The sequence below is a fragment of the Cognatitamlana onchidii genome (assembly GCF_004804355.1).
Taxonomy (GTDB): domain Bacteria; phylum Bacteroidota; class Bacteroidia; order Flavobacteriales; family Flavobacteriaceae; genus Cognatitamlana; species Cognatitamlana onchidii.
The window spans coordinates 51,766-72,665 of the sequence record NZ_SRWZ01000004.1 but is presented as its reverse complement, the minus strand read 5'-3'; the positions used below and the strand labels follow the sequence as shown (position 1 = coordinate 72,665).

Genomic DNA, 20,900 nt, shown 5'->3' with positions numbered 1-20,900 from the left:
ATCTTACTTTTCTAAATCAGCTTTTAACTTCAACACATAGGATACTACTTGCCAACGTTCTTCCTCGTTCAATTGGTTAGCATAAGAACCCATGGCATTCTTTCCATAATAAATAGTGTGGTAAATACTCCCAGCTGTAATAGCTCGTCCAGCATCATCATAACTAGGGATACCAAGAATTTTTTCTCTTTTCACTAAATTACCTTGACCATTTCCTTTATTACCATGACAAATTCCACAATAGATGTCATATAATTCTTTTCCTCTATTTAAATCAACAGCTGCTGAATCTAGAGGACTTACTAGGGTAGCTTTTGCCAAGTCATAACCTTCTGTAGTATTTTCAATATCAAAAGGAACAAACCCTCTTGCAATAGTACCTTCAGCCGGTAACTGAGCCTCAACTCCATTAGGAAATGCTGCTTCACCATATGTTTCATATCCAGCAGATTCATACATATTTGGCATGAATTGGTAGTTAGGAGCCGTACTCTTATTACAAGATACTGCTACAAAAACTATTGCTACTACAACTATTTTAATTAAGCTTTTCATATTATTTATTAGTGGGCTTTATCAACTAAATTAACTTCTACTGCTCCTGTTTCTTTAAGCAAACTTTCTAATTCGTTCTCATTTCCATGAACAGCTATTTCCATTAAGAAATGATCATCTGTAGTTCTAAGGTCTGGGTTTTCCCCTTTTTTAAATGGCCACATTCTACTACGTAAATAAAAGGTAATTACCATTAAGTGCGCTGCAAAAAATACAGTTAACTCAAACATAATAGGTACAAATGCCGGCATATTCTCTAAATAACTAAAACTTGGTTTACCTCCAATATTTTGTGGCCAGTCTTCTATCATTATGAAATTCATCATAAGGATAGCAACTGTTAAACCCACTAACCCGTACAAAAATGCAGTAATTGCAATACGTGTTGGTTCTAGTCCCATAGCTTTATCTAGCCCGTGAACAGGAAATGGTGTATATATTTCTTCTATATGATGCTTTTCTGCCTTAACCTTTTTAACGGCAGACATTAAAATGTCATCATCGGTATAAATAGCGTGAATTACTTTTGAAGCTTCCATATGCTACTTTTAGTTTTTTGTTTCTTTATTAGTATCTCCAGATGTTCTTGCGTCAGCTCCAGTTCCTACCAAACTTTCACCAGACTCTCTTAAGTTTTTATACTTTTCTCCAGAAGATTTTAAAATTGTTTTAACCTCGGCTTGAGCAATAACTGGGAATGTTCTCGAATACAATAAGAATAATACAAAGAAGAATCCTATGGTACCAATAAAAATTCCAATATCAACAAAAGTTGGCGAGAACATAGCCCATGATGACGGTAAGTAATCACGGTGTAATGATGTCACAATAATTACAAAACGCTCAAACCACATACCAATATTTACCACAATTGAGATAAAGAAAGAGAACATTATACTTGTTCTTAATTTCTTAAACCACATAAATTGTGGAGAGAATACGTTACAAGTCATCATTGCCCAATAAGCCCACCAGTAAGGTCCTGTTGCTCTATTTAAGAAAGCATACTGCTCATACTCTACACCAGAGTACCAAGCAATAAATAACTCAGTAATATACGCCACACCAACGATAGAACCCGTAATCATAATAACGATGTTCATTAACTCGATATGCTGAACAGTAATATAATCCTCAAGGTTGCACACTTTTCTCATGATAATAAGAAGCGTGTTCACCATAGCAAATCCAGAGAATACCGCACCAGCAACAAAGTATGGCGGGAAAATAGTAGTATGCCAACCAGGTATAACCGATGTTGCGAAGTCAAACGATACAATGGTATGTACAGAAAGTACTAAAGGTGTTGCTAAACCTGCAAGCACCAAAGATACTTCTTCAAAACGTTGCCAATCCTTAGCTCTACCAGACCATCCAAAACTTAATAACGAATATATTTTCTTCTGGAAAGGTTTAATCGCTCTATCTCTAAGCATAGCAAAATCAGGTAATAAACCTGTCCACCAGAACACTAGTGACACCGATAAATATGTAGAAATTGCGAATACGTCCCAAAGTAATGGTGAGTTAAAGTTTACCCATAAAGAACCAAATTGGTTTGGAATAGGTAACACCCAATACCCCAACCATGGACGACCCATGTGAATTATTGGAAATAAACCTGCTTGAACAACTGAGAAAATAGTCATCGCTTCTGCAGAACGATTAATTGCCATTCTCCATTTTTGACGGAATAACAAAAGTACCGCAGAAATAAGTGTTCCCGCGTGACCAATACCTACCCACCAAACAAAGTTAGTAATATCCCAAGCCCAACCTACGGTCTTGTTTAAACCCCAAGTTCCAATACCTGTGGATATTGTGTATAAAATACATCCAATTCCCCAAAGAAAAGCTACAAGAGATATTCCAAAAACTATCCACCATTGCTTATTTGCTTTTCCTTCTACAGGTTTTGCTACATCCACTGTAACGTCGTGGTATGATTTTTCGCCTGTAACTAAAGGTCTTCTAATAGGTGCTTCGTAATGAGACGCCATAATTATATAATTGATTCTTTAATTTAGATTTATGCTTCAGTTGTATTTCTCACCTTTGTTTGATACTGCACATTAGGTTTTGTGCCTACATGCTCCAATAAGTGATACATACGGTTATCTTCTTTAAGTTTTGCAACTTTACTGTCTTTATCATTGATATCACCAAATACCATGGCACCAGAACTACAAGCTGCAGAACATGCTGTTTGGAATTCGCCATCTTTAATTTGACGACCATCGCGTTTTGCATCAAGAATTGTTTTCTGTGTCATTTGAATACACATAGAACATTTTTCCATAACACCACGAGAACGTACCACCACATCTGGATTTAATACCATACGTCCTAAATCATCATTCATGTGGTAATCAAATTCATCATTACCATTGTACAAGAACCAGTTAAAACGACGTACTTTATAAGGACAGTTGTTTGCACAGTATCTCGTACCTACACAACGGTTATAAGCCATATGATTTTGCCCTTGACGACCATGTGATGTTGCCGCTACAGGACATACAGTTTCACAAGGCGCATGGTTACAATGCTGACACATTACTGGTTGGAATGCCACTTGAGGATTATCAGCTGCATTTTCCATTTCACCAAACTCACTCAACGAACTTCCTAAACCAGAAATATTATCTTTTTTCTCGTTATCCCCTTCAAACGAATCTTCAGATGAATAATATCTATCTATACGTAACCAGTGCATATCTCGGCTACGACGCACTTCTGTCTTACCAACTACCGGTACATTATTTTCTGCATGACATGCAATCACACATGCACCACAACCCGTACAAGCATTTAAATCAATAGATAAGTTGAAGTGATGTCCAATAGAACGATCAAATTCATCCCATAAATCAACCTCTGGCGATGTTACTGGCGTTTCTTCGTGATTTAAAGACACTACAGGAACAGCATTCCAATGTTTCTTATCCTTAGTATTGAAAATTTCTAAGGTTGTCTCTTTTACAATATCACCACGCCCCATAAGCGTATTATGAAGTTGTACGCAAGCAAATTCGTGTTCTCCAGCAGCCGGTTCAATGGTTACATTCTGAACATTATTGAAATTTTGGTATAATGCATATGCATTTACTCCTGTTTGCATTTCTTCTTTTAAACCAGACGTTCTTCCATATCCAAATGCTAAACCAACAGATCCTTTAGCTTGTCCTGGTTGAATCATAACTGGTGTCTTAACAGTTACACCATTAACCGTAACATTGGCATAACTACCATTTAATGCGCCATTAGCGACATGCATATTACTTAAACCTAGGTCATCAGCATCGGCCTTTGATATAGTTAAATAATTATCCCAAGAGGCTCTTGTAATTGGATCAGGAAACTCCTGTAACCATGGATTGTTAGCCTGCTGACCATCTCCCATCCCTGTTTTTGTATACAAGGTTAACTCCAACCCATTTGAATTCGTTGAAGATGCTAATGCTTGAGCTGCAGCACCCGAAGAAACCACCTCTTCTTCAGTTTCATCAGTTACACCTTCCAAGGCATCTATATCATCAAGCTCATTAGTTTCGCTTACAAAGAATCCATCATGTAATGCTTGATTAAATGACGCACCATTTAAAATATCCTCATTCCAAATTACCTTGATATAATCACTGTAAGACTTCCCGTTACCTCCAGTCCAAATCAATAGAGCTTCTTGGAATTGTCTTGTATCAAAAAGAGGGCGAATTGCGGGCTGTGTTAAACCAAAGTGACCTGATTTTATTTCAACATCTCCCCAAGACTCTAAATAATGAGGTGAAGCAGCCAAATACTGAACCTGTGTTGATGTCTCATCTTCTTTCATTGAAAATGCGACAGACAACTCTGTTTTCTTTAAACCTTCAGCAAATTCAGATGCATTTGGTAATGTATATAATGGGTTTACGCCACTCATGATAATAGCCCCAACCTTGCCAGCATTCATATCGGCAACTAACTGTGCTACTGCTTTATCATTTCCTTCTCTAGTTTTTAAAGAACTATTACTGCTAAATGCTTTACTTTTTAGATACTCATTGATCTCTAAAACAACCGTTTGGGCGTTTATGTCTTGAATACCCGTTACTACAACCCCTTTGCTTCCAGCTTTCTTTAGTTGCGAAGCAGCTCCCTTTAGAGCAGCCTCTACAGCTTCAGGCAAACCATTTACAGAAACATTATTTCCTGTAACCAAACTATATAATTTAGCTAAGGCTAACTTTTGTTGCGATGGCGTTAATGGTACACGCTTATCAGCATTGGCACCAGTTAGCGACATATTAGACTCAAACTGCACGTGGCGAGACATTTTCCCATGATCAGGAACTCGGTTTTTCGAGTACCCAGCATCAAAGCCCCCGCCTTGCCAATCACCTAAGAAATCAGCACCAACAGAAACAATGGTCATAGCCTCAGCAAAATCGTAATCAGCTAAACCTCTTTTATTGTATTTCTTTTGAAAAGCTTCTACTGCCGCAGATTCAGAAATAGCATCATAAACCACATGATTTACGTTCCCATATTCCTCTTTAAAATCTGCAATTAAGTTTCTAGTTGATGGACTTGCATAAGTTTGTGTTAATAATACAATTTGCTTATCCGAACCTTTTAAACCATTAAGAACCTTAGTTGTTTCAGCATCAAAATCACTCCAAGAAATTGAATTCCCATTCTTTTTTGGCCCCTGAACTCTTAAACTATCATACAAACCTAAAACAGAAGCATTAACTCTTGCATTAGCGCTACCATTAGTACTAGCTAAATTGTTGTTCTCAATTTTTATTGGACGACCTTCACGCGTTTTTACTAAAACACTAGCAAAATCAAAACCATCAGCAACTGTGGTAGCATAGTAATTAGCAACTCCAGGAATAATCTCTGTTGGTTGAACTACATAAGGAATTGATTTTTTAACAGGACCTTCACAAGCAGCTAATGAAGCCGCCGCAGTACTAAATCCTACGTATTTTAAGAAATCGCGACGCGTTGTAGCCGTAGACTCTAATGTTTCTTTATCTCCTAAAAACTCATCAGTAGGGATCTCAGATACAAACTCGTTTTGTTTTAGCGTCTCAACAATAGAGCTGTTTTCGTTTAGCTCTTCAACACTTTTCCAGTATTTCTTGTTTGATGACATATTATATAATTGAATTACTTCTTAATTAATTTTAAAGCTTTCCGCATTAGCTAAACCAAGAATCACTTGTTAGTAGTGACACTTACCACATTCTAAACCACCCATTTGAGCAGCTGTTAAATTATCGACACCATACTTTTTAGATAATTCCTCATGTATCTTTTCGTAATAAGCATTATCCTTCACATCTACATTTGTTTCTCTATGACAGTTGATACACCATCCCATAGTTAACGGCGCATGCTGGTACATAATCTCCATTTCTTCAACAGGTCCGTGACAAGTTTGACATTCAACCCCTGCCACAGTAACATGCTGCGAGTGATTGAAATACGCGAAGTCAGGCAGGTTATGTATGCGCACCCATTTTACTGGTTGAGACTCACCCGTATATTTTTGATCGGCGTCATCCCATCCTGCTGCAGCATATAACTTTTTAATCTCTCCATCATAGAATTCTTTAGGATACTCTGGAGACGTTTCTCCATTATACTCATAAATTGATTTATGACAGTTCATACAAATATTTAATGATGGAATCCCTGATGTTTTACTTACTCTAGCTGAAGAGTGACAATATTTACAATCAATACCATTATCGCCAGCATGAATCTTATGCGAGAAATGAATTGGTTGTACTGGTTGATAGCCTTGATCTACCCCAACCTGCATGAAATAACCATAAACAAAGTACGCACTCGATAACAAAAAGAAAATTGCAACCACAATCATTAAAAATTGATTTTGCACAAATGCTTTCCAAAGAGGTGTTCTTCCTGTTTCAACATCTAGTTCAATATTTTGAGCCGCTGCAAAACGACGTAAAGTTTTATTTACCAAATATAGTCCAGCAGCTAAAAGAATAAACAAAATAGCTAACGCGCCTAAAATAAGCTCATTTGATATACCTCCTGAAGTGTCTGCAGTCTGTGCCGCTCCAGCCACCGCAGCAGGAGCTGCAGGCGCTTTCTTCTCTTCAGCCGTATATGCTAAAATATTATTTAAATCGTCATCAGATAATTGAGGAAATGCTGTCATAGCAGCCCCACCAAACTCATTATACACTTTGTTCGCGTAAGCATCGCCAGACTTGATTAAACCAGCACTGTTACGAATCCAAGCATACAGCCATTCCCTATCTAAACCTTCTTCATCAGACAAACGCGCTTCTACATTACGTAAGGCAGGTCCTGTCATTTTTTTATCCAATTGATGACAAGCCGCACAATTGGCATTAAATAAAGATTTTCCTTTTGCTGGATCTCCTTCCTGAGCAGAAAGCGAGGTTGTAAACGCGACTAATACTATTAAGCCTAAACTCAAAAAGCTTCTACTTAAACTTCGGTGAATCACCTTTCTCATATTGTTGGTTAAATTAACTTCTTAACTTTGGTATGACTTTTGTCAGCTATTAAACTAAAAAAATCATCGTTATAAAATCTCAGGCAAAAGTAATATTTAAAGTCGATTCCCGAAATATTAAAGAAACGTTAATACTTAATTTAGAGAGATTCTAAATAATAAAATTGTTCACTTTTAAGTTTAATACTTATACATTTGCATAAATATCATGACCTATGACCTCAACTAATTTAAGAACAGCCATATTCGCTCTTTTAATGTTAGCAATTTTTAGCCCAAACAGCTATTCTCAAGAGGGAGATCTTACTATAAACCAAAGCGAGAGCATCTCCAAACTAATGACCCTAAAAAAGGACATGTATAAGAATGAGAATGACTCTAACCGTTATAAAATTCAGATTTATTCAGGGGGCAGAACACTGGCTCAGGAAGCCAAAGAAGCGTTTTCAAAACACTTCCCAGAATGGAAACCAACCATTCAATATGAAACCCCTAATTTCAAAATTTGGGCTGGCAATTTTAGAACAAGACTAGAAGCCGACAGAGCTTTAAAACAGATAAAAAAAGAATTTCCCAGTGCCTTTATTTTTAAACCAAAAAAGGAAAAATCTTAATCTTAGAAACATAAAAAAAGCGACCAAAAGGTCGCTTTTTTTATGTTATAGTTGAATGTTACTATTTCAACGTTTTCTTTACTTCCACTTCGTGGAACGCCTCAATAATATCTCCTTCTTTAATATCGTTGTAATTTTTAATTTGCATACCACAGTCATAACCTTTTGTTACTTCTTTAGCATCGTCTTTAAATCGTTTCAATGATGCCAATTCGCCGGTATAAACAACCACACCATCTCTAATTAAACGAACTCCAGAACTTCTCATGATTTTACCATTGGTAACCATACAACCTGCAATACTTCCAACCTTAGAAACTTTAAATATTTCTCTAATTTCTGCAGTCCCAGTAACCTCCTCCTTCAGCTCTGGAGACAACATACCTTCCATAGCATCTTTAAGATCATTAATGGCATCATAAATAATCGAGTACGTTCTGATATCAATTTCTTCCTTGTCAGCAATGCTTCTAGCATTACCAACCGGACGAACATTAAATCCAATTATAATCGCATCAGAGGCGGTAGCTAATAACACATCACTCTCTGTTATCGCTCCCACTCCTTTGTGAATAATATTTACATGAATCTCTTCTGTAGATAGTTTTTGGAAAGAATCCGTCAATGCTTCAACCGAACCGTCCACATCACCTTTTAGAATGATATTCAACTCTTGGAAATCGCCAAGCGCAATTCGTCTTCCAATTTCGTCGAGCGTAATATGACGTTGCGTTCTTACTGACTGCTCACGTTGTAACTGTGCACGCTTAGCTGCAATTTGCTTGGCCTCGCGCTCATCTTCAAACACGTTAAATTTATCTCCCGCCTGTGGCGCTCCATCTAAACCTAATATAGATACTGGTGTTGAAGGCCCTGCTGCTTCTACGTCGTTACCACGCTCATCATGCATCGCTTTAACCTTTCCGCTATGCTGACCAGCTAAGACATAATCTCCAACTCTTAAGGTACCTGCTTGTACTAAAATAGTAGAAACGTAACCACGCCCCTTGTCCAAGAAGGCTTCAACCACCGTTCCTACGGCTGGCTTATCCGGATTTGCTTTCAATTCTAACAACTCAGCTTCCAGCAATACTTTTTCTAATAGTTCTTTAACACCAGTACCCATTTTAGCAGAAATGTCATGTGACTGAACTTTTCCACCCCAATCTTCAACTAATAAGTTCATATTAGCTAAACCTTCTTTAATTTTTTCTGGGTTTGCAGCTGGTAAATCTATTTTATTTATGGCAAATACAATAGGCACTCCTGCTGCTTGAGCATGTGAAATGGCCTCTTTTGTTTGCGGCATAATATCATCATCTGCAGCGGCTACAATAATTGCAATATCAGTAACTTGAGCACCACGAGCACGCATCGCTGTAAAGGCCTCGTGACCAGGTGTATCTAAAAATGCGATTTTCTGACCATTTTCTAACTGAACACCATAAGCACCGATATGCTGTGTAATACCACCTGACTCGCCCGCAATAACATTCTCTTCTCTAATATAATCTAAAAGTGATGTTTTACCATGATCTACATGTCCCATTACGGTAACAATAGGCGCACGAGGTTCTAAGTCTTCAGCCTTATCTTCAACCTCTTCAATAGACTCCTCTATATCTGCCGTTACAAATTCAACTTTATAACCAAATTCTTCGGCAACAATAGATAAGGTTTCAGCATCTAAACGCTGATTCATGGTTACCATCATACCAAGCGACATACATGCCGATATAATTTGGGTAACACTCACGTCCATCATCGTAGCAACTTCACTAGCCGTAACAAACTCTGTTACTTTTAGTATTTTGCTTTCTGCTGCTTCTATTTGTTGATCCAGCTCAGTTTGTTCTCTGTGCTGATCTCTTTTATCTCTTCTATATTTGGCACCTTTTCCCTTGCTAGATTTTCCTTGAAGTTTTTCAAGCGTTTCCCTAACTTGTTTTTTTACATCTTCCTCAGAAGGCTCCTCTTTAACAACATTACGTCTTCCTTGACCTTTGCCTTTAAATCGATCATTCCCCCTACCACCATTTGGCCTATTTTGTCCACCAGTATTTGGTGCTCCAGCCTTGCTTATTCTACGACGCTTTTTCTTAGTTGCATCCCCTTGCTTAGCATCTGGTTTTTTATCTTCCTTTTTCTTTTTAGGCTTGTTAAATTGAGATAAATCAATTTTATCTCCAGCAATTTTTGGACCAGTAAGTTTTTGGTACTGTGTTTTAACCTTTTCATCGGGAATTACATTGCCTTCTTCATTGGTAGTTGTAGGTTGCTCAACAGGCTTAACCGTTTCTGAAACAGCCTCTTTTACAGGTTCTACTGCAACTTTCTTCTCTGCTACTGGCTTTAACTCCACTTTTGGAGCCTTAGCTTTTATCACCTCTTCTTTAACTGGCTCTGGTGATTTTTCTTGAACAACTTTTTTAGGTGCTTCGGCTGGCTTTTCCTCAACCTTCTTTTGAGGATTTAAGTCAATTTTACCAACTTGCTTAGGTCCCGAAATAGTTTTGGATGCTTTTACAACCTCTTCTTGCTTGGCTCTATCTATGGCATCTTGCGCTCGTTGCTTCGCTTCCAATTCTTGCTCACGCTTAATGCGCAAGTCTTCCTTTTCCTTAAGCTTAGCTTCACTTACCTCTTGCGACTTCATTTTCTTATTCGCGTCGGTCTCAAACTCATCTGAAAGAACATTATAGGTCTCCTGAGATATTTTTGTAGTTGGACGCTTCTCTATCTCAATGCCTTTGGAGTCCAAAAACTCTACAGCACGATCTAAAGAAATATTCAGCTCGCGTAATACTTTATTTAATCTAATTGTTTCAGCCATAAATCGCCTTTAATAATACTCAAATATATGCATTATACCTGTTAAGGCATAACATTAATGCAAATCTGCACTTTTATCTACTATTCTTCAAATTCTTCTCTAAGAATTCGAATAACGTCATTAATAGTTTCTTCTTCTAAATCTGTTCTTTTAACAAGATCATTAATATCCTGCTCAAGAACACTTTTAGCTGTATCTAAACCAGCTTTACTAAACTCTTCAATAATCCATCCATCAATTTCATCAGAGAATTCTCTTAACTCAACATCTTCTTCTGCACCTTCTCTAAATACGTCAATTTCGTACCCTGTTAATTGACCTGCTAAACGAATGTTATGTCCACCTCTACCAATGGCTTTACTCACCTCTTCTGGCTTTAAAATCACCTCAGCACGTTTCGCCTCTTCATCTAATTTTATAGATGTTACTCTTGCAGGACTTAATGCTCGAGTTATAAATAACTGCAGGTTATTTGTATAGTTTATAACATCGATATTTTCGTTTCCTAACTCACGAACAATACCATGAATTCTAGAACCTTTCATACCCACACAAGCCCCAACAGGATCAATTCTATCATCGTAAGAATCAACCGCAACTTTAGCCTTTTCCCCTGGTATTCTAACTACATTTTTAATGGTAATTAAACCATCAAACACCTCTGGAATTTCTTGTTCAAACAGTTTTTCTAAAAATACGGGTGAACTTCTAGACATAATAATAGTTGGCTTCGCTCCTTTAAGCTCTACACTATCAATAACACCTCTTACGTTATCTCCTTTTCTAAAAAAATCTGAAGGTATTTGTTTGTCTTTAGGCAATACAATTTCGTTGCCTTCATCATCCAACAAAATAACTGCTCTATGACGAATATGATGTACCTCTGCGGTGTAAATTTCCCCTACTAAATCTTTAAATTGTTTGTAGATAATGGTATTGTCGTGTTCATGAATTTTAGAAATCAAGTTTTGACGTAATGCTAAAATGGCACGTCTTCCCAAATCAATAAGCTTCACTTCTTCAGATACATCTTCTCCTACTTCAAAATCTGGTTCAATTTTTCTTGCTTCAGATAATGAAATCTCTTGATTAGGTTCCTCTACCTCACCATCGGCAACAACAACTCTATTTCTCCATATCTCTAAGTCTCCTTTATCTGGATTAACAATGATATCAAAATTATCATCGTCCCCAAACTTCTTCTTTAGGGCACTTCTAAATACATCTTCTAAAATGGCCATTAACGTTACTCTGTCAATTAGCTTATCGTCTTTGAACTCTGAAAATGATTCAATTAACGCGACATTTTCCATATCTCTTTAAATTAAAATTTAATCATAACTTTTGCTTCTACAATATTTTCAAAAGGAATCTTTACTTCCTTTTTTACGGTTACTTTACCCTTACCAACAGGCTTAGGTTCTCTAACTTTCCATGCTAACGTAATATCGTCTTCTGAAGTTTCGGTTAATGTTCCTTCTACTTCTTCCGAACCTGTTTTAACTTTCAATGTTCTATTTAGGTTCTTTTTATATTGACGTTTGTGTACTAGTGGCGACGCTGCTCCTGCCGACATTACTTCTAAAGAAAAATCTTCTTCTTCTCTATCTAAATTATGTTCTATAGCGCGACTAATAAATATGCAATCTTCAACCAACACCCCTTGATCCCCATCAATAATCACCTTAATATGGTTTTCATTATTCATTAAAAAATCAATAAGAAACAAATCTAAACGCTCATTAAGCGCAGCATCAAGCAGTTCTGTAACTTTGGTTTTTAACATTTTTTAGTATAAAAAGAGGGGACTTTCCGTCCCCTCATATCTTTAATTTCGCCTTTCAACGGTGCAAATATATAATATTTTATTGATTTCTAAAGGAATATTTCATAAATTTAGGTATCACTAACCTCACTAAACATGCGAAAAATACTCGTTCCTACTGATTTTTCTATTCAGGCAGAAAATGCTTTAAAAGTTGCTGCCCAATTGGCACGAAAACATGACTGTGAAATTTACCTCCTGCATATTTTAGAAATTCCATTACATAAGGTAGACCCTTTAAATACTTACAGTGATTTACCAGAGGCCGTGTTTTTTATGAAACTTGCTCATAAAAAGTTTGAAAAATTAAAGGAATTACCCTATCTCAAAGGCTTAGTAGTTCATGAAACGGTAGATTTTCATGAGATTTTTAAAGGCATTTATCATGTGTGTAAAAAACATGATATAGACTTAGTTATTATGGGTTCAAACGGTTCTAGTGGATTAACCGAAATGCTTATTGGTAGTAATACTGAAAAAGTTGTAAGAACATCGGACACCCCAGTATTAGTAATTAAAAAAGAACACCGAACTTTTGAAGTCAAGGACTTTGTTTTCGCTTCAGATTTTAAAAAGGAAAGCATCCCTTCCTACAAAAAAGCCATAAACTTTGCAGTGATTTTTAAGGCTAAAATCCACTTGCTTATGGTAAACACGCCTAATAAGTTTATAACAACCCAGAGTTCAATGCGACGTATGCAAAGTTTTGTTGACGCTTCTAATTTTTCAAATTACGCCATCAATATCTATAATGACGCTAATATTGAAAAGGGCATCATGAATTTTTCTGAATCGATTGGTGCACATTTAATAGGCATGAGTACCCATGGCAGACAAGGTCTTTCGCATTTTTTTAATGGTAGTATTAGTGAAGATTTAGTTAACCATGCTAAACGACCTGTGATTACTTTTAAGTTGTAGCACATTCAAAAAAACTATTTCATTTTATATTTTGTATCTTTTAAACAACTAATAATCAACAAAATATATAAATATGAAAACTAAATTATTCTTTCTGATTACTTTGAGTATTGGATTAATTACCACAGGATGCAAAGAAAAAGAACAACAAATCGAAATTGAAAGTGTTAAAATAGATCTTTTAAATGATGAATTTCCAGAAGCTAAACAAGAAGTAAAAATGACGCTTGACAGCATATTGCAGAGTGTACGAGATGGAGATCTTGATAGACTGATATCTTTTCACCAATATAGTCCAAAGTTCACAGAATTTAAAAATGGAGAAGTGAGAAATGGTGGAGAAGAAAACGAAAAATTTGAAAGAGGCATTTTTGGGTCAGTAACTGAAATAATAAAGTTTGATTTAAACGATACTAAAATTGCAGTTTATGGAGATGTCGCTAATGTGACTACGCATACTGATTTTCATTTAAAATTTGGAGAAGACCTTGCTATTGTCAATGAACAAATGACACTCCTTTTTCTTAAAACCGATAATGGATGGAGAATTGTTCATGAACATCATTCACCAATAAGCAAAACTGATTGACAATCTAAAATAAGAGATTGTAAACTTAAGATGTGTATAGCTCATTGGAGCTGAATTCCTAATCGGAATTCATTGCAATTTGCTATCTTTCGGTTACGGCGGAAAATCATAGTTGATTTTATGCAAAGAACCATACACAAAACCGATATAGGTACAAACCTTGATACGCGCTCAAAAAAATCCCAATCGGAGTTGATTGAGATTTTTATTTTCAATAAAAACAAGTTTACAACTTCATAAAACGCTTTACACCATGCGCCTCTGTTTTTATAATATAAACTCCTGATGGCAGATTAGAAACGTTTAAAAATGTTTTGTCTTTAAACTGATAAACCTGTTGACCACTTATGTTATAAATAGCCCCCGAAAGTGTTTCACTAAACCTTAAATTGCCGTTGGTAATAGGGTTAGGGTATATTCTAAAATCATTTTTAACAACCTCTTCGCTTATGCTTAAAAGATCTTCATTAATTTGAATTATCCCCATAGACCCGCTCACTTCATAGCCTACCAACAGTAAATTTTGATTATTTGGGCTATCAATAGCTGGAATGAATTTTATAATTTCAGGCGACACATCACCAGACGTTCTATTTCCCTTATAGTAGGTAATAAACTCAACATCTTTAGGATTTGTAATATCGTACACCAAAATAGAACTTTGTCTTTCCAAACCTACAAAAGCATAGGTAACACCTTCAATAGTGCCAATAGCAACAGCTTCAGGCTCACCTCCTTTATCATCAGACCTGTCATCTAATTCGCCCTCATCTTCATTAAATAAAGATGCCTCTTCTAAGGCTATGTTTTGACCAAAACTATCGGCACTATCAAATACTAAGTTTCCATATTGATCGAATATAGAAAAAGACCTAGCACCGTATGAATACACTTGTTCAATCACCCCGTCGTTATTATAATCTCCTGTAGCGGTAGTCGTTTTTAAACGACCCAAATCACCATCTGCTTGTAAACTGGCAGCATTAGGGTAATATGATGCATTAAGAGATAAATCTTTTACACGTACTTCTTCAGAATATCCATCATAATCTCTCGCATCTCCCTCATTAGCGGTTACAATGTAATTTATACCATTAACCTGGTAAGAAGCTATAGCATCTGGCATAAACATACCTAAAGTTGGGTGTTGCGTGATGTTAATTTCATCATCTTTATTCGAAGCATCAAAACCATAATCATCTTCAAAAGAAATTATGCCCAGCACACTTGAATCGGTAATTCCAGCTCCAGCTAAACCAAAATCATTATCGTTAATAATAGCAATTTCGTTGTTTGGCAATAAGGCTATCCCTTCCGCTTTATCAGAACCTTGATAACCAACAGATGGTAAATTAAGCACTTTGGTTTTATGAACAGCCAAAATACCTTCTGCAGCAATTTCATCGGCTGTTAATTCCTCTAATTCTTTCCCACCATACAATCCATTACCTAAAATATCGGTAGCAAAATTAATGTCAATTTCAAAAACATATTTTTTACCAGTAGATACGGTTGGCCCTTCTGAATCTCTCTCAATCACTAAAAATTTTCCATTTCCAGTATAAACAGCATCTCCCATTTTATCTACTCGCGAAGAACTATAACCTGCATCTCTATTTCTTTCCAATAAATACACATATTCCGACATTGGAGTTCCATTTGAAGCATCGATACCAAGAATTCTGATTACGTCAGAGTTATTTTTTGTAGCACTTGATGGATTGTATAAAGGCGACTGAATAAAAGCATAAATAATATGGTTTACAGCATCGTAAGCAATGGCCTCAAACCCTCTGTTAGCTCTTCTTTTTGAGTATACTTCTGGTAAAGTTTCTGCCCCATAAGTTCCTTCTGGTTGCGGCGTAGTTCCTAAATCTGACGTTCCTTCTGGAACATATCTCTCAATTAATTTACCCGTTTCATCAAATTTATAAACCGCAGGTCTGTATTCATCACACATCCAAAAGTTTCCATCTTTATCTATTAAAACACCTTCAAAGTCTCCCCCGTAAGCATCATAAGGCAATTCATGATATTCTTCTGAATCACCATCAACATAATCAGCGTTAGCATACGTTGTTGCTGCATCCGTATAGGTTACAGGAACTTCATCAAATCCAGGAATATTCCCTCGTCCTGTAATAGGTGTTGTGCCATCCTTTCTTGTTAGTAATATTTGCTCATTTAAAGTAACATTACCTGTGTTTTTGTTTAAGGTGAATTTAGCTATTCTGCCTTGGTAATCCGGTAATTTAAATGGCCTTAGATTTTGAGAAACTGCTGGTGTTACTTCTGCTTTAGCCACCGCATCATCATTTGGACCTCTGTCTGGAACAGCGTAAAATACATACTCGCTAGCTGTTGAACTATTGGCATCGTAAAATAATCCTGAAAAGCCACCCAACATCACTTCTGGTTGCCCACCATCATAAACAGGCGTTCCTAAAGCAGGCCAATTGTTTACCAATTCGTTAATGGTATAACTTTCAACACTAGGGGTACCTAACATGTGGTTTTTATAACCTAGTGGCAAAATATCTAAAATGCTATTATTTACCACATCTAAAACCACTAAGGCATTGTTTTCTTGGCAATTCACATAGGCCTTTGTGCCATCTGGAGTTACTGTGATAAACTCAGGCTCTAAATCTTGAGATACTGTTGAAGCGCCATTATTTCCGAAAATCCTAATACCTTTATTTACTAAACTTGCTTTTTTATCATTAAAAGCATTAAAGTTCAGGTTCGTTACAGTAGCTGATGGTACACCTCCACTCAAATCTACAATTGAAATAGATCCTTCTGGGTCATTGGTATAATCTTTTGATGGCTCTCCTTCGTTAGCAACCAATAACTTCATACCATCAGGTGTAAAGGTTAACATATCAGGTAAAGCTCCTGCCCTAATTTCGTTAAGATAATTTCCATCCAAATCAAAAAACACCACTTTACCAGGATTTTGCTTAGGGTCGGCTTCAACTGCAACCGCAACTACACTTCCGTGTATCGCTACGGAGTTTGGTCCGGCCCCATAGCTTGATAAATCAATGTTTTTTACTAAAGTTGGAGCTTCAGGATTTGTGATATTAACTATTGTAAAGCTATTATCGGATGAGTTTGTAAAAAAGGCTTGCTTATTCTCTGCATCATAAGCTACGGTTTCAGCAGAACCTTCAACATTAGTTTGATAACTTGCGACATGCTGTAAAAAATCCTGAGCCTTAACCGAGGTAAAAGACAGGGCTAGCACACTAGCAAAAAGAGTAATTTTTTTCATGTTTGTTTTATTCTATTAATTAATGTCACAAATAAAACAAGCTACTCTTTTTTAAATGTTACTGTAGTTTTATCAAGATATAAATTACAAGGCTTTAATTTTAAGTTATTGTAATCCCAAGTTTATGAGTGTTATCTTAGTATTAAAATATCTTAATTATGGGAAATAAAAAAAGTCTTTGCAAAACACAAAGACTTTAAATTTAAGTTGGCCTACTAGGGCTCGAACCTAGACTCTTCTGGACCAAAACCAGACGTGTTGCCAGTTACACCATAGGCCATCACTTATCTCAAGCAGTTACCATCCGCTTAAGGAGGTGCAAATTTAGCACAAAGTTTTATTTGCACAAATATTTTTTCAAAAATAATCTTGAAAACTTAACGTTTACTTAAAAACATTTGCCGAACCATATTTATTGCTAAATTCGCCAAAGCAAACAAACACAGATAATCATGGCACATTTTGACTATAAAAAATGGAACACCATTTTGGGCTGGTTCTCTTTTTTAATAGCATTAGTTACATACAGTTTAACCGTTGAGCCCACCGTAAGCTTTTGGGATGCCGGTGAATACATATTAACCTCAGCGAAACTGCAAGTTGGGCATCCGCCAGGAGCTCCTTTATTTCAGATGCTTGGTGCCTTTTTCTCAACATTTGCTTTTGAGCCATCTCAAATAGGTTTTATGATGAATATGATGAGCGCCGTTGCCAGTGCGTTTACCATTTTATTCATGTTTTGGACCATTACCTTACTACTTAAAAAATTAGTTGCAAGCAATGGCTTGCTTTCTCAAAGTCAAACCATTGCTATTTTAGGTAGCGGTCTTGTTGGTAGTTTGGCCTTTGCCTTTACAGATTCATTTTGGTTTAATGCCGTTGAAACTGAGGTTTATGCTATGGCAACACTTATTATGTCGGTACTGTTTTGGCTTGGATTACGTTGGGAACAAGATATGAATACGCCTCGAGGCAACAGATGGCTTATACTCATTGCCTTTATTATCGGACTCTCATTTGGAGTGCACTTTATGGGACTATTAACCATTCCTGCTATTGGATTGCTATACTACTTTAAGAATTACAAAACCATTACCATAAAAAACTTTATCATTGCGAATGTCGTTTCTGTTGGTATTTTACTGTTTGTCTTTAAATTATTAGCTCCCAACATTCTAAAAATATTTAGTGTATTTGAAATATTTTTTGTGAATACCATTGGGCTTCCCTTTAATTCTGGATCTATTATTGCCGGGGTCACTTTAGTTGCTATAATATTTTATGCCATTAGGTATACGCTTAATAAAAACTTTGTGCATTTAAACACGGGTATTTTGTGCATTACGTTTATAATTATTGGTTTTTCCACATGGCTCATGCTACCTATAAGAGCTAATGCCAATGTTGTAATTAATGAAAACAACCCTTCTAGTGCTAGAGAACTTTTGGCCTATTACAACTTAGAACAATATCCTGAAACTCATCTGTTTTATGGACCGCAATTTACAGATCAATATGCCTATTTAGATGACAACAACCCGTATATTGATGACAAACCCAAATACGAAAAGGACGAAGAAAAGGGTAAATATGTTATTGTTAACGACTATAAGAACGCTAAGCAAAACTACAACTCAGATCACGCTTCTATTTTACCCAGAATGTGGAGTCCTGAGCATGCCGAAAACTACATGATGTTTTCTGGGTATCTAAATTTTAAGCTAAAGCCAGAATACCAAATGGAAAATGAATTGCGTTCTGCAATTTCAAATTTTCAAACCGATGTTGCGAGAGGTAATGTAGACTATGAGGACTATAACAATTTCCTGAAAAAATTTAAAGATTATATTATCATAGAAAAGCCTTCTTTAATTAGTAATATTCTTTATCTCTTTGAATATCAATTAGGCTATATGTATTGGCGCTATTTTATGTGGAATTTCTCAGGTAGACAAGACGACATTCAAGGACGATATGACAATCATGGCAATTGGATTACCGGAATCAAACCAATAGACGAGTGGCATTTGGGATTATCTCAAGACAATTTACCAAGTGATGTTTTAAACAACAAAGCCAGAAACACCTATTATATGCTTCCACTTATATTAGGGCTTATTGGTTTTTTCTTTTTATTAAAGACAGATAAGAATAGATTTTGGGTTATGCTCGTATTTTTCTTGTTTACTGGAGTTGCTATTCAAGTTTACACAAATGTGAGACCTTTTGAACCCAGAGAACGTGATTATTCTGTAGTGGGTTCTTTTTATGTATTTGCTCTATGGATAGGTTTTGGGGTTTATGCTATTTATGACACACTTAAAACATATGTCCCTCAAAAATTGGCTGCTCCAATAATTACTGTCGTTTGCTTAGCCTTAGTTCCTGGAATTTTAGCAGCTAACAATTGGGATGATCATGACCGTTCTAACAAATACACAGCGCAAGCTATGGCCAAAAAATATCTAGATTCCTGTGCCGAAAACGCCATATTATTCACCATTGGAGATAATGATACGTTCGCGCTTTGGTACGCTCAAGAGATAGAAGGCTACAGAACCGATGTTAGGATAGTAAACACCAGTTTATTTCAAACCGACTGGTATATCGACCAAATGAAACGTAAGGCTTACGAAAGTGACCCCATTCCTTCTCAGTTAACTCATGACTTGTACAAATATGGCACTAACGATTATATTATTATTCAGCCCGTAATTAAAGACACTCTAGAGGTTAAAAAATTCCTTGATTTTGTAGGCAGTAGCAACCCTAGAACCAAATACAAGTACGTTTTACAAAAACAAGGCGTCGATATGGCTAAGGTAAGAAGCCAAGATGCTAATGCCACTTACATGCCAACAAGACATTTACGACTGCCTGTAAACAAAGAAAATGCCTTACAGTTTGGTATTGTAAAGGCAAAGGATGCTGATAAAATTGTACCTTATATTGATTTGGAAGTTACAGGAGGGGCACTCTACAAAAACAGACTTTTAATGTTAGACATTATTGCTAATAATGATTGGAAACGTCCTATATATTTTACTGGAGGTAGTTTTGGAGACGACGACTATATCTGGATGAAGGACTACTTACAGCTGGATGGCATGTGCTATAAATTAGTGCCTATTGAAACGCCTGTTGACAGAGCCAACCCCTTTGATATGGGGCGTGTTGACAGTGATATTATGTATAACATGGTAAAAAAATGGGACTGGGGTAATAGTGGAAGCCCAGACATTTATCATGATGTAGAAACTAGAAAAAATTCAATTACCTATCGAGGTAATTTAGCCCGTTTAACCGAACAACTGATTAATGAAGGCAAACTAGATAAAGCAGAAGAGATAGCCGATATTGCCATGATTAATATGCCTGTTGAATATTTTGGTTACTACACCTTACTTGAGCCTTTTATTAGTACCTACTACGAAACTGGAAACAAAGAAAAGGCTCAAGAGTTATTTAAAGATGTCGCTAGGAAATACCAAGAGAACCTTACTTACTACAGTAAATTAAAAGTAAACAATCAAGAACGTTTATTTGAGGATATTTACACAGATATTCAACGATATAAAGGCCTAGTGGATGTGCTCATTAAATATGATATTGAATTTGCAGAAAAAGAAGGAGATGTATTTAACAACCACTTAAGAGCATTTAGGCATTTTTATGGTGATGAACCGCCTGAAGCAGTTGAACGAACTGATACGGATATTCCTGTAGATAGTGGTCTACAGCTAGAAAACAACGGCTCGGCATCACCTTAATTTTTTTGTTA

12 protein-coding genes, 1 tRNA gene and 1 pseudogene are annotated in these 20,900 nt (G+C 36.3%); 4 read left to right on the top strand and 10 right to left on the bottom strand.

Annotation, left to right across the window (positions count from 1 at the left end; translation table 11 throughout):
* Positions 1–3 precede the first annotated feature (3 nt).
* From E5D58_RS08955 to E5D58_RS08935, 5 genes and pseudogenes are all read right to left on the bottom strand, one after another.
* Entirely contained in the window at positions 4–555 is a 552-nt protein-coding gene (locus E5D58_RS08955; protein ID WP_168796666.1) for a c-type cytochrome, read from the bottom strand.
* Between the two features lie 8 nt (positions 556–563).
* Complete coding sequence (locus E5D58_RS08950) at positions 564–1,094, bottom strand: DUF3341 domain-containing protein (RefSeq protein WP_136481523.1); 531 nt, start codon at positions 1,092–1,094, stop codon at positions 564–566.
* Positions 1,095–1,130: 36 nt separating this feature from the next.
* Positions 1,131–2,555: pseudogene (nrfD, locus tag E5D58_RS08945) on the bottom strand (NrfD/PsrC family molybdoenzyme membrane anchor subunit); the annotation flags it as partial.
* Positions 2,556–2,584: 29 nt separating this feature from the next.
* Positions 2,585–5,698 (bottom strand): TAT-variant-translocated molybdopterin oxidoreductase, encoded by a 3,114-nt coding sequence (locus tag E5D58_RS08940; protein ID WP_136481521.1) that lies wholly within the window; start codon positions 5,696–5,698, stop codon positions 2,585–2,587.
* Positions 5,699–5,767: 69 nt separating this feature from the next.
* Positions 5,768–7,060 (bottom strand): c-type cytochrome, encoded by a 1,293-nt coding sequence (locus E5D58_RS08935; RefSeq protein ID WP_136481520.1) that lies wholly within the window; start codon positions 7,058–7,060, stop codon positions 5,768–5,770.
* Between the two features lie 215 nt (positions 7,061–7,275).
* On the opposite strand from E5D58_RS08935, the gene E5D58_RS08930 reads away from it, so the two are divergent.
* Positions 7,276–7,674 carry an SPOR domain-containing protein gene (locus E5D58_RS08930; RefSeq protein WP_136481519.1) on the top strand — a complete coding sequence of 133 codons (399 nt, stop codon included), beginning with the start codon at positions 7,276–7,278 and terminating at the stop codon, positions 7,672–7,674.
* A 61-nt stretch (positions 7,675–7,735) separates the two neighbouring features.
* Here the strand turns inward: E5D58_RS08930 and infB are convergent, their stop codons facing one another.
* The 3 genes from infB to rimP form a co-directional block, all read right to left on the bottom strand.
* Complete coding sequence (gene infB, locus E5D58_RS08925; RefSeq protein ID WP_136481518.1) at positions 7,736–10,507, bottom strand: translation initiation factor IF-2; 2,772 nt, start codon at positions 10,505–10,507, stop codon at positions 7,736–7,738.
* A gap of 80 nt (positions 10,508–10,587) precedes the next feature.
* A complete protein-coding gene (gene nusA / locus E5D58_RS08920) occupies positions 10,588–11,820 on the bottom strand; it encodes a transcription termination factor NusA (RefSeq protein ID WP_136481517.1) in 1,233 nt (410 codons plus the stop codon).
* 11 nt (positions 11,821–11,831) lie between these two features.
* Positions 11,832–12,293, bottom strand: coding sequence for a ribosome assembly cofactor RimP (gene rimP / locus E5D58_RS08915; RefSeq protein WP_136481516.1), 462 nt, complete (start codon positions 12,291–12,293; stop codon positions 11,832–11,834).
* Positions 12,294–12,428: 135 nt separating this feature from the next.
* Between rimP and E5D58_RS08910 the strand changes: the two genes are divergently transcribed.
* Together E5D58_RS08910 and E5D58_RS08905 are read left to right on the top strand one after the other, a co-directional pair.
* On the top strand, positions 12,429–13,253 hold the full coding sequence (locus tag E5D58_RS08910; protein ID WP_136481515.1) for a universal stress protein: 825 nt from the start codon (positions 12,429–12,431) through the stop codon (positions 13,251–13,253).
* 73 nt (positions 13,254–13,326) lie between these two features.
* Entirely contained in the window at positions 13,327–13,842 is a 516-nt protein-coding gene (locus tag E5D58_RS08905; protein ID WP_136481514.1) for a nuclear transport factor 2 family protein, read from the top strand.
* A gap of 226 nt (positions 13,843–14,068) precedes the next feature.
* On the opposite strand, the gene E5D58_RS08900 is transcribed toward E5D58_RS08905, so the two are convergent.
* On the bottom strand, positions 14,069–17,119 hold the full coding sequence (locus tag E5D58_RS08900; protein WP_136481513.1) for a choice-of-anchor I domain-containing protein: 3,051 nt from the start codon (positions 17,117–17,119) through the stop codon (positions 14,069–14,071).
* Positions 17,120–17,326: 207 nt separating this feature from the next.
* Positions 17,327–17,399: transfer RNA gene (locus E5D58_RS08895), tRNA-Gln, on the bottom strand.
* Between the two features lie 172 nt (positions 17,400–17,571).
* Between E5D58_RS08895 and E5D58_RS08890 the strand changes: the two genes are divergently transcribed.
* Positions 17,572–20,889 (top strand): glycosyltransferase family 117 protein, encoded by a 3,318-nt coding sequence (locus E5D58_RS08890; protein ID WP_136481512.1) that lies wholly within the window; start codon positions 17,572–17,574, stop codon positions 20,887–20,889.
* Positions 20,890–20,900: the final 11 nt, after the last annotated feature.

What these genes read in the sequence shown, in the direction of transcription:
- E5D58_RS08910 (WP_136481515.1), top strand. Translation starts at nt 12,429, where the DNA reads ATGCGAAAAATACTCGTTCCTACTGATTTTTCTATTCAGGCAGAAAAT.
- nusA (WP_136481517.1), bottom strand. Translation starts at nt 11,820, where the DNA reads ATGGAAAATGTCGCGTTAATTGAATCATTTTCAGAGTTCAAAGACGAT.
- E5D58_RS08950 (WP_136481523.1), bottom strand. Translation starts at nt 1,094, where the DNA reads ATGGAAGCTTCAAAAGTAATTCACGCTATTTATACCGATGATGACATT.
- E5D58_RS08900 (WP_136481513.1), bottom strand. Translation starts at nt 17,119, where the DNA reads ATGAAAAAAATTACTCTTTTTGCTAGTGTGCTAGCCCTGTCTTTTACC.
- rimP (WP_136481516.1), bottom strand. Translation starts at nt 12,293, where the DNA reads ATGTTAAAAACCAAAGTTACAGAACTGCTTGATGCTGCGCTTAATGAG.
- E5D58_RS08930 (WP_136481519.1), top strand. Translation starts at nt 7,276, where the DNA reads ATGACCTCAACTAATTTAAGAACAGCCATATTCGCTCTTTTAATGTTA.
- infB (WP_136481518.1), bottom strand. Translation starts at nt 10,507, where the DNA reads ATGGCTGAAACAATTAGATTAAATAAAGTATTACGCGAGCTGAATATT.
- E5D58_RS08890 (WP_136481512.1), top strand. Translation starts at nt 17,572, where the DNA reads ATGGCACATTTTGACTATAAAAAATGGAACACCATTTTGGGCTGGTTC.
- E5D58_RS08905 (WP_136481514.1), top strand. Translation starts at nt 13,327, where the DNA reads ATGAAAACTAAATTATTCTTTCTGATTACTTTGAGTATTGGATTAATT.
- E5D58_RS08940 (WP_136481521.1), bottom strand. Translation starts at nt 5,698, where the DNA reads ATGTCATCAAACAAGAAATACTGGAAAAGTGTTGAAGAGCTAAACGAA.
- E5D58_RS08955 (WP_168796666.1), bottom strand. Translation starts at nt 555, where the DNA reads ATGAAAAGCTTAATTAAAATAGTTGTAGTAGCAATAGTTTTTGTAGCA.
- E5D58_RS08935 (WP_136481520.1), bottom strand. Translation starts at nt 7,060, where the DNA reads ATGAGAAAGGTGATTCACCGAAGTTTAAGTAGAAGCTTTTTGAGTTTA.